At 38.3% G+C, this 16487-nt stretch carries 15 protein-coding genes; 7 read left to right on the top strand and 8 right to left on the bottom strand.

Annotation, left to right across the window (positions count from 1 at the left end; all coding sequences use genetic code 11):
• Positions 1 to 13: 13 nt before the first annotated feature.
• On the top strand, positions 14 to 1669 hold the full coding sequence (locus tag EG365_RS04240) for a hypothetical protein (protein ID WP_000257906.1): 1656 nt from the start codon (positions 14 to 16) through the stop codon (positions 1667 to 1669).
• Positions 1666 to 3390, top strand: a complete 1725-nt coding sequence (locus EG365_RS04235) for a CapA family protein (protein WP_000221997.1) — start codon at positions 1666 to 1668, stop codon at positions 3388 to 3390. Before EG365_RS04240 ends, EG365_RS04235 begins: the two co-directional genes overlap by 4 nt.
• Here EG365_RS04235 and EG365_RS04230 read toward each other — a convergent pair.
• Positions 3387 to 4103, bottom strand: coding sequence for a metalloprotease (locus EG365_RS04230; protein WP_000722324.1), 717 nt, complete (start codon positions 4101 to 4103; stop codon positions 3387 to 3389). The two genes, EG365_RS04235 and EG365_RS04230, sit on opposite strands and share 4 nt — an antisense overlap.
• 81 nt (positions 4104 to 4184) lie before the next feature.
• Here EG365_RS04230 and EG365_RS04225 point away from each other — a divergent pair, with 81 nt between their 5' ends.
• Positions 4185 to 4514: an MGMT family protein gene (locus EG365_RS04225; protein WP_000377324.1), complete on the top strand. Its 330-nt coding sequence runs from the start codon at positions 4185 to 4187 to the stop codon at positions 4512 to 4514.
• A 55-nt stretch (positions 4515 to 4569) separates the two neighbouring features.
• Here the strand turns inward: EG365_RS04225 and EG365_RS04220 are convergent, their stop codons facing one another.
• The 5 genes from EG365_RS04220 to carA form a co-directional block, all read right to left on the bottom strand.
• Positions 4570 to 5007: a universal stress protein gene (locus EG365_RS04220; protein ID WP_000966781.1), complete on the bottom strand. Its 438-nt coding sequence runs from the start codon at positions 5005 to 5007 to the stop codon at positions 4570 to 4572.
• A gap of 122 nt (positions 5008 to 5129) precedes the next feature.
• Positions 5130 to 5762 carry a CatB-related O-acetyltransferase gene (locus EG365_RS04215; protein WP_000380747.1) on the bottom strand — a complete coding sequence of 211 codons (633 nt, stop codon included), beginning with the start codon at positions 5760 to 5762 and terminating at the stop codon, positions 5130 to 5132.
• A gap of 78 nt (positions 5763 to 5840) precedes the next feature.
• Entirely contained in the window at positions 5841 to 6317 is a 477-nt protein-coding gene (greA, locus tag EG365_RS04210) for a transcription elongation factor GreA (protein WP_001190204.1), read from the bottom strand.
• An 87-nt stretch (positions 6318 to 6404) separates the two neighbouring features.
• The gene (gene carB, locus EG365_RS04205) at positions 6405 to 9635 is read right to left on the bottom strand and encodes a carbamoyl-phosphate synthase large subunit (RefSeq protein ID WP_001126297.1); all 3231 of its coding nucleotides are present in this window, start codon (positions 9633 to 9635) and stop codon (positions 6405 to 6407) included.
• A 14-nt stretch (positions 9636 to 9649) separates the two neighbouring features.
• Entirely contained in the window at positions 9650 to 10789 is a 1140-nt protein-coding gene (carA, locus tag EG365_RS04200) for a glutamine-hydrolyzing carbamoyl-phosphate synthase small subunit (RefSeq protein ID WP_000106446.1), read from the bottom strand.
• A gap of 313 nt (positions 10790 to 11102) precedes the next feature.
• On the opposite strand from carA, the gene EG365_RS04195 reads away from it, so the two are divergent.
• Complete coding sequence (locus EG365_RS04195) at positions 11103 to 11690, top strand: hypothetical protein (RefSeq protein WP_001282880.1); 588 nt, start codon at positions 11103 to 11105, stop codon at positions 11688 to 11690.
• A 59-nt stretch (positions 11691 to 11749) separates the two neighbouring features.
• Here EG365_RS04195 and EG365_RS04190 read toward each other — a convergent pair whose 3' ends face one another.
• A complete protein-coding gene (locus EG365_RS04190) occupies positions 11750 to 12286 on the bottom strand; it encodes a DOMON-like domain-containing protein (protein WP_000179363.1) in 537 nt (178 codons plus the stop codon).
• 14 nt (positions 12287 to 12300) lie between these two features.
• Positions 12301 to 12624 (bottom strand): ribosome assembly RNA-binding protein YhbY, encoded by a 324-nt coding sequence (gene yhbY / locus EG365_RS04185; RefSeq protein WP_000729551.1) that lies wholly within the window; start codon positions 12622 to 12624, stop codon positions 12301 to 12303.
• Between the two features lie 199 nt (positions 12625 to 12823).
• On the opposite strand from yhbY, the gene rlmE reads away from it, so the two are divergent.
• The 3 genes from rlmE (at position 12824) to folP (ending at position 16487) form a co-directional block, all read left to right on the top strand.
• Positions 12824 to 13474: a 23S rRNA (uridine(2552)-2'-O)-methyltransferase RlmE gene (gene rlmE / locus EG365_RS04180; protein ID WP_000235573.1), complete on the top strand. Its 651-nt coding sequence runs from the start codon at positions 12824 to 12826 to the stop codon at positions 13472 to 13474.
• A 134-nt stretch (positions 13475 to 13608) separates the two neighbouring features.
• A complete protein-coding gene (ftsH, locus tag EG365_RS04175; RefSeq protein WP_001286662.1) occupies positions 13609 to 15504 on the top strand; it encodes an ATP-dependent zinc metalloprotease FtsH in 1896 nt (631 codons plus the stop codon).
• A gap of 131 nt (positions 15505 to 15635) precedes the next feature.
• On the top strand, positions 15636 to 16487 hold the full coding sequence (folP, locus tag EG365_RS04170) for a dihydropteroate synthase (RefSeq protein WP_001176038.1): 852 nt from the start codon (positions 15636 to 15638) through the stop codon (positions 16485 to 16487).

Below are 16487 nucleotides of genomic sequence, written 5' to 3'. Positions count from 1 at the left end.
GGACTTAATTCGAGTGGCGGTATTTTTAGACTTCAAAAGACAGCTCAAGCTTTGGTTAGAACATATTGTTCACCATGTTTCAGACCTTCAAGAAGAAACTATTTTATTTATATCATTTGGCCCTAAAGATCACAGATGTAGCGTATGGCATAGTGAAAAAACAGTGCTTACACAAGCAACTCTACAATTATTTGATTTTATTGATGATCAGTTTTCGCCAGATCAACTTCCAGACTACATAAAAATTGATGTTGCGTACAATTTAGAAAAGCAAAGTTGGAACCAAATAGAGCAGCAGGTTCATCACCAATTTCACAATAATCATTACCGCAGAGGTATTGGATTTGATGATTCCTGTTCGTTAGCTTTTCTGGAGCAAGAAATATATGGAAAAGCCATTATTCGGGGCTTAAGTTATGACAAGCCGAACTTTTTTGATGAAACAAATCTGAACTATGCAATTAAACAAAAATATCGTGCAACAAAGCCGGAAATTAAACTTAAGTCACTACAAGAAGTGTGGACTTTCGATACCTATGCAACTTTTTATGAAAATGGACAATTTATTAATTTAGCGAGTCGCTACGATGCAAATGGTATTAGAGCCATTGCTAGCAATAAAAAACAGCACTTTAGAGACCTCATTGAAAAAAATGCAGCGTTTTTACATAGCCAGATTCAAGAAAATGGCAAATTCATTTATGGATATTTTCCTGCTTATGATCGTGATATACGGAACTATAATACGGTACGTCACTGTACTTCGCTTTACGCGCTTTTAGAGACTTTTGAAGTACAAGATAAACCTGAATATTGGCCTAAAATTGTTGCAGCAATTCAATACGCACTTACTACTTTCTATAAAGAAAAAGACCCAATAACTGCGTTTATGATTGATGGTAAAGAAGGGGAGCTAGAAATTAAATTAGGTGCAAATGCCGCAGCTATTTTAATGTTAACGAAATATCAAGAAATCACAGGAAAAGATGATTATTTAAAATATGCAGAGAAACTTGCTCATGGTATTTTAGAATTAGTGGATCCGGATGGATTAACTACTCATGTATTAAATTATCCAAATTATGATTTAAAAGAAAAGTTCAGAATCATTTATTATGATGGAGAAGCAGCATTAGCTTTATTAAGGTTATATCAAATTAATCAGGATAAAAGATTATTAGACACAGTTAAGTTAATGTTTGAAAATTTTATTCATAAAAGATATGAAAAATATCATGATCACTGGTTAAGTTATTGTACCAATGAGCTTACAAAAATATGCCCTGAAGAAAAATATTTTATTTTTGGTTTAAATAATTATTTAAAACATTTTATTTTTATTCGAAATAGAAAAACAACATATGCCACTTTATTAGAAATGCTAATGGCAGCCTATAAAATGGTAAATCGTTTAAAAGAGCAAGGCCATAATGCACTTTTTGAACAAGCATATATGTCTGAGTTAAAAAAACTCATTACATTTCGAGCCGAATTTCAAACCACAGGTTTTTTCTATCCAGAAATAGCCATGTATATGGCTCGACCAGATAAAATATTGCATGCTTTTTATGTACGGCATGATCGCTTTAGAGTAAGAATTGATGATCAGGAACACAACCTTTCTGGTTATATTGCCTACGTAAAAGATTTCGAAGGAGGGGAGATATGACTTACCCTCTATTTGAAATTAAGCTGCTAACCGCTCTTGATCATGCTCAATTTGAAGAGGCAATTTGGGCATTTGAAATTGATGGAGACATTTCTACATTATTACTGATTGATTATGCATTAGAACAATTCCATCAAAAAAAAGTTCAAGCTGATGAAGTCTATCGGGTTCCTGAACAAAAAATTAAGAAAATTGGTGAACAAAATTTAGGTCTAGAAAAAAATGAATCATATACATTTGCTGAGCTCTTACAATTCTTAATTTTTACTCAGGCAAATGATGTTAAAGATGCCTTAAGCAATATGCTGTTTGGCTCTATTGAGCAAACACAATTAATCTTGTTTAAAAGAGCAGAAGATTACCAGTTAGCTTTAAGAGCACCTAATCAATTAAAAAATCTATTTTTGTTGGTAAAACACATTTATAGCTATCCAGCCGAGCTGAAAAAACTTTTCTTTATTAGAACACTTTCTTTTAAAAATAAAGTATATCAACCGATTACGCCTTTGCTTGCTCATCCGGTACTCACTTCGGTTTTATATATCTCACATACCTTTAGACAGATTTATATCACTTATTCCGAACATAACCGGAGCATTGGTTTTTTCTCTTTTCTGGATGATATTCACCGTCTGGAGCATATGGTTCCTTACTACCATTATTTTCAAGAAGGGCATGTCGAGGCCAAAAAATATTCTTCTCAAACAGGCATTATCAATATTCTTGGAGATACCTATTTTGGTGAAATGTATACCGAAAAGCGTAAGTCTAGAGGGCAAACAGATGCCTTACAGCAATATGGGTATCATTATTCATTTGAAAAAATACAGCCCTTTTTAGGTAAAAATGACATCAACATCGCTAACTTTGAAGCAGTATTTTCTTTAGAAAATCAATCGCCGTTAAAAGATAAAAAGCCATTTGTTCTAAAAGCAGATGCTAAAAAAACATTAGAAGAATTTAAGAGTATTCATCTAAATTATTTGGTTTTAGCAAATAACCATTTGAAAGATTACGGTGAGCAAGGATTAGCCTATACATTACATCAGTTGGATCAGGCGAGTATTTCTTATATTGGCGCTGGACTGAACCAAAAAGATGCTCACAATTACTTTGAAATCACTTTTGAGACTAAGCACTATGCGATTTTTAATGGTTATTGGCATAGAGACACGGCTTATCTGGATTATGACTTTTATGCGTTAGGATCAAGAAGTGGAGTAGCTTGCTTAAATGGCGTTTTACTTGAACAAATAATGCGTTATAAGCAGGCTCATCCAGAACGCAAAATTATTGTTATTTGTCATTGGGGTGTCGACTTTAAGCCTATTACAAAAGACCAAACTAAACTCGCGACTATTCTTACTCAAGCAGGAGCGGATCTGATCGTTGGTCATGGTGCTCATACTATTCAACCAATCCAGATCATCAATCAAAAGCCTGTTGTTTTTAATATAGGCAATGCAGTCTTTAATAGTGACGGTGAATATGAACAGCAAAATGCTTTGCCATTTGGCTGTATAGCTAGACTTGATTTAGCAAAAGATATCATTCGCCTTTACCCCATTTACACCAATAATTTACAAACATTTTGGCAGCCTTATCCTGTAGATGCTGAAGACTTCTCAAAGGCCAGTATTTATATGACATCTTTACTGACCCCTGAGAATTACATGGCATCCCAAGATAAATTAGGGAGATATCTTGAAGTTAAATTTTAAGGATATTGGTTGTAAGTCGATAAAATGGTTTGCAGTTGTACTGGAGTAAACCCTAAATTTCTTAAGCCACCACTGCCTAATTTACATTCGGCACTTGTCATAATATTGGTTGGAGTACGTTTTGTAGCCTTCGGTGCACAAACATGTTTTAGACCAAATACATGCCCCATCTCATGCACACTACCAGCCTGAATATTATAATTTAGACGGTTCCAATCTAATAAAATAAAAGGTTTGCCATTATTACGAAATGCTCTGCTTGTTACATCTTCAAATTTCCATTTTGTTGAGTAGGCATCATAAATAAAGACAATGACTTCTTTACTTGCAGTGCGCTTAGGAAAACATGTATTTACACTGGCAGGAATAGTTTCAGTAGAAATGGGATAAGGCTGATTAATTTGCTGTTTCAAATCACAATGTAACTTTGAGAACTCTTCATAAGGGATATAACGGTGTAATTTAAATTTGAAAATCTTATTATTTTTATCATCTACATAATATTTATTTAAAATCTTAATTTCCTTACGCATTTGTTGATAATTATCAAATTTTGTAGCCTGAGGAGTATTGGTAGTAAAAACAAAAGTGACGGGAACAATAGGCCGACCATCTGCAGATATACTTGGACCTCTTTCTGAAAGCAGAGGGGGACGAGTAGTACAAGAAACACACAGTAAAGTTCCACTGATCAACAGCAATATTTTTTTCATGCGATTTTCCCTTGAGCTCATCTTAGAGTAGGTTTAATTTTATTCAAAAATTTTTATATGATATGAATAATGTCAACGTTTATGGATTCCATTTTGACAACTCAGTATGAACTACATCGACAAATTTTAGAAGTCATCGCTTTGATTCCATATGGAAAAGTTGCAACTTATGGCCAAGTTGCTCGTATGGCAGGTTTACCTAAACATGCCAGATTAGTTGGGTATGTGCTTAAACATCTTGAGGCAGATCATCAGGTCCCTTGGCACCGTGTTATTAATTCGCAAGGTAAAATTAGCCTAAGTAAGTTTAATGAAAAGGGCGAAAATATTCAGCAGTTAAAGCTTGAAACAGAGGGAATCTATTTATTAAATGGCAAAGTAAACTTAAAGCAATTTGCTTGGCAGCCTTAAAAGTATTTTAATAATTGCCTGCCTTGCTGTATTAAGCTAGACAGGCTTTTTAGTTTTAACGAACTATTAAAACCGGGATATGACTTTCACCTAAGACCTTTTGCGCAACACTTCCTAATACAAGTTTTCGTACACCTGTGCGGCCATGAGAACCCATCACAATCAGATCAGCATTAAGCTCTTGTGCAGCTTGAATAATTTCTTCGTGAACAACAAAACCTTCAAGTAATTTGGTTTCTACACTAAGTCCTTCTTGCAAAAATTGTTGCTTAGCTTGCTCTAAAATATCTAGCAAATATGTTCTAGTACGCTCAATCAATTCATTGGTTTGCCCCGTCTTAACGTAAAGGTCAGCAATAATCGGGTCAAGTGCCATAACTTGTACAACCGTAATTTTACTGTTTAATGCTTTCCCAATTTTGATTGCTTCCTTCATAGCAACCATAGAAGTTTCAGAACCGTCAATTGGTACAAGAATATGTTGATATAACATGAGTTTATTCCTTATTGTAATGATGGTTATTTATTCAATACTTTATACTTCTTTTCTTACGATTTAAATTCGAGCACGTAATCATTTGTGTTTTTTAAGCAAGAAATTCTTGCAAATATATTTTATTCGCTCTGTAATTTTTTAAGATGTGCTGTTAATGCATCTATATCATCCGTTTGTAAATATTCCCGCATTTTTAAAACTTGTTTTTCATCTAAATCATAAATTTTTAAAGCAAGTAGTTTTTCTATTTGCTCCTGAGGAAAACGGTATTTAATAATTTTTGCAGGTACGCCACCAACAATTGTATAAGGGGGGACATCTTTAGTGACCACAGCTCCAGTTGCAACAACAGCACCTTCACCGATTTTTACACCTTGCATAATCATTGCACGACTTCCAATCCAGCAGCCATCTGCAATTATAGTGTCACCAGCGGCTAAAAAACTTCGGGTGTCAAAGGGGAATGTCGATATCCAGTCTGGCCGATGAAGTTGGTTACCACCCATCATAATCACGCATTCAGCGCCAAAACAAACAAAATTACCAATATAGAGCTGATCAATTGGCTTGTCTGGAGTAGAAGGCTTGTCATGTAGATATCGCACTACACAGCGTTCAAAACCTTGATCCCAATATGCCGAGTAGTAAGAGTAATTCCCTTTAATATGGATATTTGGATTTTTCACAGTTTTGGAAATAAACTCAAATTCACACCAATGGCGGACTGGTGTGTTAATTAGAGGAGTATCCATAATTTATTATCCAAACAAAAATGAGCCAAACCATATTAAATAAAAACCCCTCATAAAGAGGGGTTCAAGTGTATTACCTTAGAGGTATTCTACACTTACAACTTCGTATTCCACTTCGCCTTGAGGAGTGGTAATTTTTACTTCATCACCTTCATTTTTACCCAAAAGGCCACGTGCAATTGGCGAATTTACTGAAATTTTATTGATTTTAAAATCAGCTTCATCATCACCAACAATCTTATAAGTCTTGCGTTCTTCAGTATCAAGGTTTTCAATCGTTACCGTAACACCGAATACAACACGACCGTTTTGTTCTAAGTCTTTAACATCGATGACTTGTGCAGCACCCAATTTCCCTTCGATATCTTGGATACGGCCTTCACAGAAACCTTGCTGTTCACGAGCAGCATGATATTCTGCATTTTCTTTTAAGTCCCCATGTTCACGTGCTTCAGCAATCGCTTGAGTAATACGTGGACGTTCAACAGTTTTCAGATGTTGTAATTCTTTCTCTAAGGCGATTTTACCTTCAGGGGTCATTGGATAACGTTGCATTTCGGTCCCTCTTAAGTTGAGAAAACACAGTTAAAAAAATGAAAAAATCCCGCCACCGATAAGGTGGCGGGACTTATCGGAAAAAAATTAACCTACAGTTAAATCTTGCAAGCGGTATACATCCATTGGCAATTTCACAGCAAAGGCTTGGCAAACCGCTTCTGCGCCATTGATAGTCGTTGTGTAATACACTTTGCCTTGTAGGGCAGCACGACGAATCATTGCAGAGTCATATTGAGCTTGTTTGCCTTCAGTAGTATTGACAATAAGGTGTATTTCACCATTTTTCAAGCGGTCAACAATATGTGGACGGCCTTCAGTTACTTTATTTACAGATTCACATTCTAAACCTGCTTCTTTAAGTACCTGATATGTTCCACCTGTTGCTACAAGTTTGAAGCCATATTCAACTAATTTCTTAGCAATATCAGCGATGTATTTCTTGTCTGACTCACGAACAGATAAGAAAGCATGCTTTACTTCACCTTCAGTTGGCAAGCCTGGTAAGCGGTCATTTGAGCCTAAAACAGCCTTATAGAATGCTTCACCAAAGGTTTGACCAACACCCATTACTTCACCTGTAGATTTCATCTCAGGGCCAAGCATTGGGTCTACGCCAGGGAATTTTGCAAATGGGAATACTGCTTCTTTTACTGCGAAACGATTTGGAATAATTTCTTTAGTAAAACCTTGAGACTCAAGTGATTGACCCGCCATACAACGAGCAGCTACTTTTGCTAAAGATTCACCAATACATTTCGATACGAATGGAACAGTACGTGATGCACGTGGGTTTACTTCAAGAACGTAAATATCGTTGCCTTTCACTGCGAACTGAACGTTCATTAAACCAACTACACCAAGTTCTTTTGCCATCGCAATTGTTTGACGACGCATCTCATCCTGAATCTCTTTAGAAAGAGAGTAAGGAGGGATAGAACATGCAGAGTCACCTGAGTGAATACCTGCTTGTTCGATGTGTTGCATAATACCGCCAATCACGACATCTTTACCGTCAGATACGCAGTCAACATCAACTTCAGTTGCGTCATCAAGGAAGTGGTCAAGAAGAACAGGTGCTTCATTAGAAGCCTGTACTGCTTCACGAAGATAACGTTTAAGCTCATCTTCGTTATAGACGATTTCCATTGCACGGCCACCTAATACATAAGATGGGCGAACAACTAATGGATAGCCAACTTTCGCAGCTTCAGAAATACCTTCTTCAGCAGATTTTACAATGCTGTTGTTTGGTTGACGAAGCTGTAAACGTTGAATCATTTGTTGGAAACGTTCACGGTCTTCTGCACGGTCAATTGCATCTGGAGATGTACCGATAATTGGAGTACCAGCTTCTTCTAAAGCACGTGCCAATTTAAGTGGAGTTTGACCACCATACTGTACGATTACGCCTTTAGGCTTCTCTGTACGTACGATTTCAAGTACATCTTCAAGTGTTACAGGTTCGAAGTATAGACGATCAGATGTGTCATAGTCGGTAGAAACAGTTTCAGGGTTACAGTTCACCATGATTGTTTCATAACCGTCTTCACGCATTGCTAAAGCAGCGTGTACACAGCAGTAGTCAAATTCGATACCTTGACCAATACGGTTTGGACCACCACCAATAACCATGATCTTGTCACGATTTGATGGGTTAGCTTCACACTCTTCATCGTAAGTCGAGTACATATATGCTGTACCAGATTCAAACTCGGCAGCACATGTATCAACACGTTTGTAAACAGGGTAAACACCCAAGTTCCAACGTTGCTTACGGAATTGCTTTTGAGAAATACCCATGAGGTTCGCAATACGAAGGTCAGATAAACCTTTACGTTTGAACGAACGGATATTTTCAGCAGTGAGATCACCAAAACCTAAAGTTTTTACTTGAGCTTCTGTGTTGACAATATCTTGAATTTGGATCAAGAACCAACGGTCAATTTTAGTTGCTTCAAATACATCATCTAAAGAGAAGCCGTGACGGAATGCATCTGCTACGTACCAAATACGTTCAGGTCCCGGAACTTTAAGCTCTTTTAGAATAGTTTCTTTTACATTTGTTGCACCAGCTTCGACTTTCTCATCGAAACCGCTTACGCCAACTTCAAGACCACGTAATGCTTTTTGTACAGATTCCTGGAAGTTACGACCAATAGCCATGACTTCACCAACAGATTTCATCTGAGTGGTTAATACAGGTTCTGCTTGTGGGAATTTCTCGAAGTTAAAACGAGGAATCTTTGTTACAACGTAGTCAATTGATGGTTCAAAGCTTGCAGGAGTTACGCCACCAGTGATGTCATTTTTCAATTCATCAAGGGTGTAACCAACAGCAAGTTTGGCTGCGATTTTTGCAATTGGGAAACCAGTTGCTTTAGACGCAAGCGCAGAAGAACGAGATACACGTGGGTTCATCTCGATCACAACCATACGGCCGTCTTTCGGGTTAATACCGAACTGAACGTTAGAACCACCTGTCTCAACACCAATTTCACGAAGAACTGCAACTGAAGCATTACGCATCAATTGATATTCTTTGTCAGTTAAGGTTTGAGCCGGTGCTACAGTGATTGAGTCACCTGTGTGAACGCCCATTGGGTCGAAGTTTTCGATCGCACATACGATAATACAGTTGTCGTTTTTGTCACGAACAACTTCCATTTCGTATTCTTTCCAGCCAATTAAAGATTCATCGATCAATAATTGGTGAGTAGGAGAGAGGTCGAAACCACGTTCACAAATCTCTAGGAATTCTTCGCGGTTATATGCAATACCACCGCCTGAACCACCCATAGTGAATGACGGACGGATAATTACTGGGAAACCAAAGCGAGATTGAATTTCCAATGCTTCTTCCATTGTTTCAGCAATGGCAGCTTTTGGACATTCCAAGCCGATTTTGCGCATTGCTTCATCAAACAATTTACGGTCTTCAGCTTTTTCAATTGCTTCTTTTGTTGCACCAATAAGTTCTACGCCGTATTTTTCTAATACGCCATTTTCATCAAGTGCAAGTGCGCAGTTAAGAGCAGTTTGTCCACCCATAGTAGGGAGTACTGCATCTGGGCGCTCTTTTTCAATGATTTGAGCAACAGTTTGCCAAGTAATTGGCTCAATATAAGTTGCATCAGCCATTGAAGGGTCAGTCATAATGGTTGCTGGGTTAGAGTTAACCAAAATAACACGATAGCCTTCTTCACGAAGTGCTTTACATGCTTGAGCACCAGAATAGTCAAACTCACAAGCTTGACCAATGACAATTGGACCAGCACCAATAATTAAGATGCTTTTAATATCCGTACGTTTAGGCATTATTCGCTCCTTAATTACTGTTTAGATGCTTCAATAAGTTCGATGAAATGATCGAACAAAGGTGCACAGTCATGTGGACCTGGGCTTGCTTCAGGGTGACCTTGGAAGCTGAAAGCTGGTTTGTCTGTACGATGAATCCCTTGTAGAGTGCCATCGAACAATGATTTATGCGTTGCTTTTAAGTTAGCCGGTAATGTTTCTGCATCTACAGCAAAACCATGGTTTTGAGATGTAATCATCACTGTACCATCTTCAAGATTTTGTACAGGGTGGTTCGCACCGTGGTGACCATGATTCATTTTTACAGTTTTTGCACCAGAAGCGAGTGCCAAGATTTGATGTCCTAAACAGATACCAAATACAGGTAATGTTGTGGTTTCAACAATAGTTTTTACAGCTTCGATAGCGTAATCACAAGCAGCTGGGTCGCCAGGGCCGTTTGAAAGGAATACGCCATCCGGATTAAGTGCTAATACTTTTTCAGCCGGAGTTTCAGCAGGGACAACAGTGAGTTTACAACCGCGGTCTGCAAGCATACGCAAGATGTTGGTTTTGACACCATAATCGTATGCAACCACATGGTATTTTAACTCAGGTTGAGTAAAGCCTTTACCTAATACCCACGAACCTTCAGACCATTCAAAGCCTGTCGGGTCACAGCACTCTTTTGCAAGGTCTAAACCATTTAAACCACCAAAAGCGCGAGCTTTAGCAATAGCTTCTTCTTCAGTAATATTTTCGCCGGCAAGGATGCAACCATTTTGTGCACCTTTATCACGTAAAATACGAGTAAGTTTACGTGTGTCAATATCAGCAATTGCGACAACATTGTGCGCTTGCAAATATTCACTTAATGATTGCTCAGAACGGAAGTTGCTGTGTAATAGTGGAAGGTCACGAATAATTAAACCATTCGCCCATACTTTATGGATACGACCAGATTCAACGTCTTCTTCGTTGCAACCAGTGTTACCAATATGAGGGTAAGTTAATGTCACAATTTGTTGTGCATAACTTGGGTCAGTCAAAATTTCTTGATAGCCTGTCATGGCTGTGTTAAAAACGACTTCTCCAGTCGTACTTCCCGTTGCGCCGATTGACGTTCCTTTAAAGATCGTTCCATCTGCGAGGGCTAAAATGGCGGGGGTGCTCAAACCAAAGCTCCTGAATTTCGGCTGTAAAAAAGCGAGTAGACCTAAAAAAGATAGGCGATGTTCTAAAAAAACATGCCCCTCCTCACTGGTCTGCTCGCTTGTAACTTAACAGCGCATTATACGCATGGAACCTTAAAAAGTCTATTTATTTTCTATTAAAAAATTTAATTCATTGCTTGCTTTTAGCAAAAAAATTCATCCACTTGTCTGAAATTGATACTTTTAGCAAATTGTCTGACAATCTGGCTGCTGAAATTGTCTAATTCCTCTTATTGTAATGTTAGCTAAAAAATAAACAATACGAGGAAATAGCATGAGCGATAACCAAGTTTCAAAAGACATAGCTGAGAATACTTCATCAGTAGCAGAGACTGTAAAAACAGAAGTAGCTGAAGCTAAAGAGGCCGTAGCCAAAACGACGACTCGAGCTAAAAAAGCGGTTAGCACTAAAGCTACACAGGTAAAAGAAGTTGTAGCTGAAAAAACAGAACAGGTCAAAGAAGTCGCTCACGAAGCGACTTCGCAAGTTAAAGAAGCTATTGCAGAAACACAAGAGCAAGTAAAAGCTGTAATTAATGAGACCGAAGAAAAGATTGAAGCTGAAACACAAGAATTGAATCAGAACATTCACAATCAATTTGCTCAGATTAAACAAGATATTTTACAGCGTCTTGATGTGATTAAAGCTCAGTTCAATACTTCACAAGAAGGATTGAATGAATTAAAAAATACTTTAAAAGCTGAAATCAATGCATTAATTGAAGATCTAACCAAAGTGACTAAGGAACTTAAAGGTGACATTAGCCAAATTTCTTTAAAACACAAAGACTCTTTAACTGAAAGCTTAAAACGCACTAAAAATAATGCGGTTGAAGCTTGGAACAAAGCAAGAGATCACTAAAGATTTAGCATTAAAAGTTAATAAAAAAAGCGAGAATTAATTTCTCGCTTTTTTGTTTTTTAAAACTCATGCAGCCAATCACGTTTATTGTGAAAATCAGCATGTTTTCCACTATGCTGCATTGCATAGTACTGCATACCATCTTTTGTTTTTAAAACAGCAGTCAAACCTAGATAAAGGTTTGCCCATTTTAAGCGGTGCTGTTGCATAAACTGGCTTAAGTCAAGACTTACATTTAACCCATAGTGGGTACGTTTGAGATGATTCAATTCGATATCGTAAGCAACGAGGGGAGGCATGCTTTCCGGATAGCGATATTCTTCAAACTGGTAAGTCTGCCATGCTTGAGAAGGGGAAAGATTAATTTCCCGGTAGAAATCTTCATCATGCACGCCAATGAAAATTTCAAAACAAGTCTCTTCCCACAAAAAGTCCTGGCGAGGATGAGCTGCGACTTCTTGGGGCCAGATAATTAGTTGGTTTGGATCACGAATCCAAAAACCCACATTTAATGTATATGGGGCTTGCTGTTCAATTGCGCCAACAACAGAAACAGCATGAAAACGATCAAAAGCTGAAAGTTCGTAACTTGCCATAAGTAGTCAATAAGTTAGTTTGCTAAGTGTGCGTGACGAACAAGGTTAGATAAATGTTGATTTTGCTTAGCTGCTTTTTTATAGAGTAAAACAATTTTACCAATTTTCTGTACAGCTTCAGCACCAGTTGCTTCTACAATCGCATCAATTACTGCGGCACGAGCTTCACGGTCTTCACCAGCAATTTTTACCTTGATGAGTTCATGATCGTTTAAAGCACGGAGCGTTTCTTCAATAACAGCGTCTGTTAAGCCTTGTCCACCAATCATGACAACTGGATTAAGCACATGACCAATTTGACGTAAACGTTTACGTTCATGAATAGATAAAGCGGCCATTAAAAATACCTGATTTTAAAAACGACTTAGTATAGCAAAAAACTTAAAATCAAATGTACGAAAAACTGTATAAATAATCGATCAACATTATTGGAAAAAAACTGTAAAAGTTATTGAGATTACGTTACATCCGTACTGTAATGAGAGTAATTTTCACGTACAATGAGCAATCAGAAGTTTTTTTGATATTTAGTGAGTTATGGCAACACGCATCACCAACCAAAAATTGTCTAAAAGTAGTCGTGCGTGGATGAGGGAACATCTAGACGATCCTTTTGTAAAAAAAGCACAAAAGGAAGGATATCGTGCACGAGCAGCGTATAAACTTCTTGAAATTCAAGAAAAATATAAGTTGATCAAGCCAGGCATGACAGTGGTGGACTTGGGAGCAGCTCCTGGGAGTTGGTCACAAATCGCTGGGAAACTCGTTGGTAGTAAAGGATTGGTTATTGCTTCCGATATTTTACCTATGGATGCTTTGCCAGATGTCACTTTCTTACAAGGCGACTTCAGAGAAGAAGCTGTATTTGAAAAATTGTTAAATATTTTAAACGGAAGACAAGTAGACATTGTAATTTCTGATATGGCCCCCAATACATCAGGTAATAGGGCTGTTGATCAACCTCGACAGATTTACTTGTGTGAACTTGCTTTAGACTTTGCTCAGAAAGTCTTGGGTCCAAATGGACAGTTTGTTGTTAAAGTGTTCCAAGGCGCAGGATTTGATGAGTTTCGTAAACAAGTCGTTGATAGTTTTGATGTGTTAAAAACAGCAAAACCAGCAGCTTCTCGGGCACGATCTAAAGAAGTTTTTTTGGTTGGACAAGGGCGTAAGAAAGCATTGCAATAAAGTTTACTTGCCAAGCTCCTAAAAATTGTGCATTTTGTATCTTTTAGGTTATCCGCAAGCAAGACAATTGCTGTTTTTAAGACGATCGGCCAAGTTTGGGCATGATCAAATTAGATTGATATGGGAATAAAGCTTTGAGCGATTACTTCAAGAATGCCGTATTGTGGCTAATAATACTTGGTGTTCTGATTTTAATTTTCAGTAATATCAGTGACCGCAATAAGCCAACTGCAATGAAATATTCAGATTTTGTTGCAGCGGTGAATGCTGGCCAAATTAAGCAAGTCACGATTGACGGTTTAAATATTAGTGGTGAAAAAACTAACGGATCTCAGTTTGAAACTGTTCGTCCGCAGGTTGAAGACACTGAACTTATGCCAAGCTTAAACAAGCAAAATGTTGTTGTAGAGGGCACAGCACCACAACGTCAAGGCATTTTGATGCAACTTCTCATTGCTAGTTTCCCTGTACTGTTAATCATTTTGTTATTCATGTTCTTTATGCGTAACATGGGTGGTGGTGCAGGCGGCAAAAATGGTCCGATGAGTTTTGGTAAGTCGAAGGCAAAAATGCTTTCTGAAGACCAAATCAAAGTGACTTTTGCTGACGTTGCCGGTTGTGATGAAGCGAAACAAGAAGTTGTGGAAATTGTAGATTTCTTAAAAGATCCTGCAAAATTCAAACGCTTGGGCGCTACTATTCCACGTGGCGTGCTTATGGTTGGTCCTCCAGGTACTGGTAAAACGTTATTAGCCAAAGCAATTGCTGGTGAAGCAAAAGTTCCATTCTTTAGCATTTCTGGTTCTGACTTTGTTGAGATGTTTGTGGGTGTGGGTGCGTCCCGTGTCCGTGATATGTTTGAACAAGCAAAACGTCATGCGCCATGTATTATCTTTATTGATGAGATTGACGCAGTAGGTCGTCACCGTGGTTCAGGTACAGGTGGTGGTCATGATGAACGTGAGCAAACCTTAAACCAAATGCTCGTAGAGATGGACGGTTTTGAAGGTAATGAAGGCGTAATCGTTATTGCTGCGACTAACCGTGTTGACGTATTAGATAAAGCATTGTTACGTCCAGGCCGCTTCGACCGTCAAGTTATGGTTGGTTTACCTGACATCCGTGGTCGTGAACAAATTCTGAATGTACATTTGAAAAAATTGCCTTCAGTTACTGGTGTAGATGTTAAAGTTTTATCTCGTGGTACACCTGGTTTCTCTGGTGCTCAGTTGGCAAACCTTGTAAATGAAGCTGCTTTGTTTGCTGCTCGCCGTAATAAGAACACTGTCGATATGCATGACTTTGAAGATGCAAAAGACAAGATCTATATGGGTCCTGAACGTAAATCAATGGTTCTACGTGAAGAAGAGCGTCGCGCAACTGCTTACCATGAAGCTGGACATGCAATTGTTGCTGAGATTTTACCGGGTACTGACCCTGTGCATAAGGTAACAATTATGCCGCGTGGTTGGGCTTTAGGTGTAACTTGGCAGTTACCTGAACAAGATCAGATTAGCCACTATAAAGACAAAATGCTAAATGAAATTGCAATTTTGTTTGGTGGACGTATTGCTGAAGAAGTCTTCATTCAGCAACAATCGACTGGTGCTTCAAATGACTTCGAACGTGCTACAAAAATGGCTCGTGCGATGGTAACGAAGTACGGTATGTCTGACAAAATGGGTGTGATGGTTTACGAAGATGAAAACCAAAATGGATTCTTCGGTAACGTAGGTAGCCGTACAATTTCTGAAGCGACTCAACAACAAGTTGATCAGGAAGTACGCCGTATTTTAGATGAACAATATAAAGTTGCTCGTGATATCTTGGAAAATAATAAAGATATCGCCCATGCAATGGTTAAAGCGTTGATGGAATGGGAAACTATTGATCGTGACCAAATCCGTGACATCATGGAAGGCCGCGAACCTCAACCACCGAAAGTTTATATTGCTGAAAATCCGGTATCTGCGTTTGAGCCGCCAAAAGATGGTCCATCTACTCCGCCGCCATTACCAGCGATGAATTAAGTTAATTAATAAAGAAGCCACAGTCATGTGGCTTTTTTATTTGTCTTAACTTTGGATAAAGCTGAAAAGAAATCGACAGCATGTAAAGCTTACTTGCTAAAATAGCCGCTGATTTTGAACCGGAGCTTTTTATGCAGTTAATATCTTTACCAAAGCAGATTTTACAGTGTGGACAGCTTCAATTAGATTTATCTCAGCCCCATGTTATGGGTATCTTAAATGTCACTCCTGATTCTTTCAGTGATGGTGGTAAACATAACCAATTAGACCAAGCGGTTGATCATGCACTTAGTATGATTGAGCAAGGCGCGACTATTATTGATATTGGGGGGGAATCTACCCGACCTGGTGCTTCAGAAGTTGTAGTAGAAGAAGAAGTGCGTCGTGTGGTACCTGTGGTCGAGGCTTTATCTCACCATAACGTTATTTTGTCGATCGACACAAGTCAGCCAGAAGTTATTCGCGCAGCAAAAGCAGCAGGGGCACATATCTGGAATGATGTCCGTGCCTTAACACGTCCCAATGCTTTAAAAACTGCCGTAGAATTAGATATACCTGTAGTAATTATGCATATGCGCGGTGAACCAACGACAATGAATCAGTTGGATCAGTACACTGATGTAACACTCGATGTGATGCAAGAGTTGCAACAGCGTATTGATGAGGCTTTGGCTGCTGGGGTAAAAAAGCACAATATTATTGTTGATCCTGGATTTGGCTTTGCGAAAAATGCCCAGCAAAATTTAAAACTATTAAAAGAATTTTGGAAACTTAATGAACTTGGTTATCCAATTTTATCCGGGCTTTCTCGTAAACGTTTCATAGGTGAAGCTTTACAAGGCGCTCCTGCAGATCAACGTGCTGTGGGAAGTGTAACTGGGCATTTGCTTAGTATTCAGCAGGGAGCATCCATTGTAAGAGCGCATGATGTAAAGGAAATGCATGAAGCAATTTTAGTTTGGAAAGCGATGCAGCAAGTCTGA

Origin of the sequence: Acinetobacter sp. FDAARGOS_494 (genome assembly GCF_003812225.1) — a bacterium.
GTDB classification, from domain to species: Bacteria; Pseudomonadota; Gammaproteobacteria; order Pseudomonadales; family Moraxellaceae; genus Acinetobacter; species Acinetobacter baumannii.
This window is presented reverse-complemented; position numbering and strand designations above follow the sequence as displayed.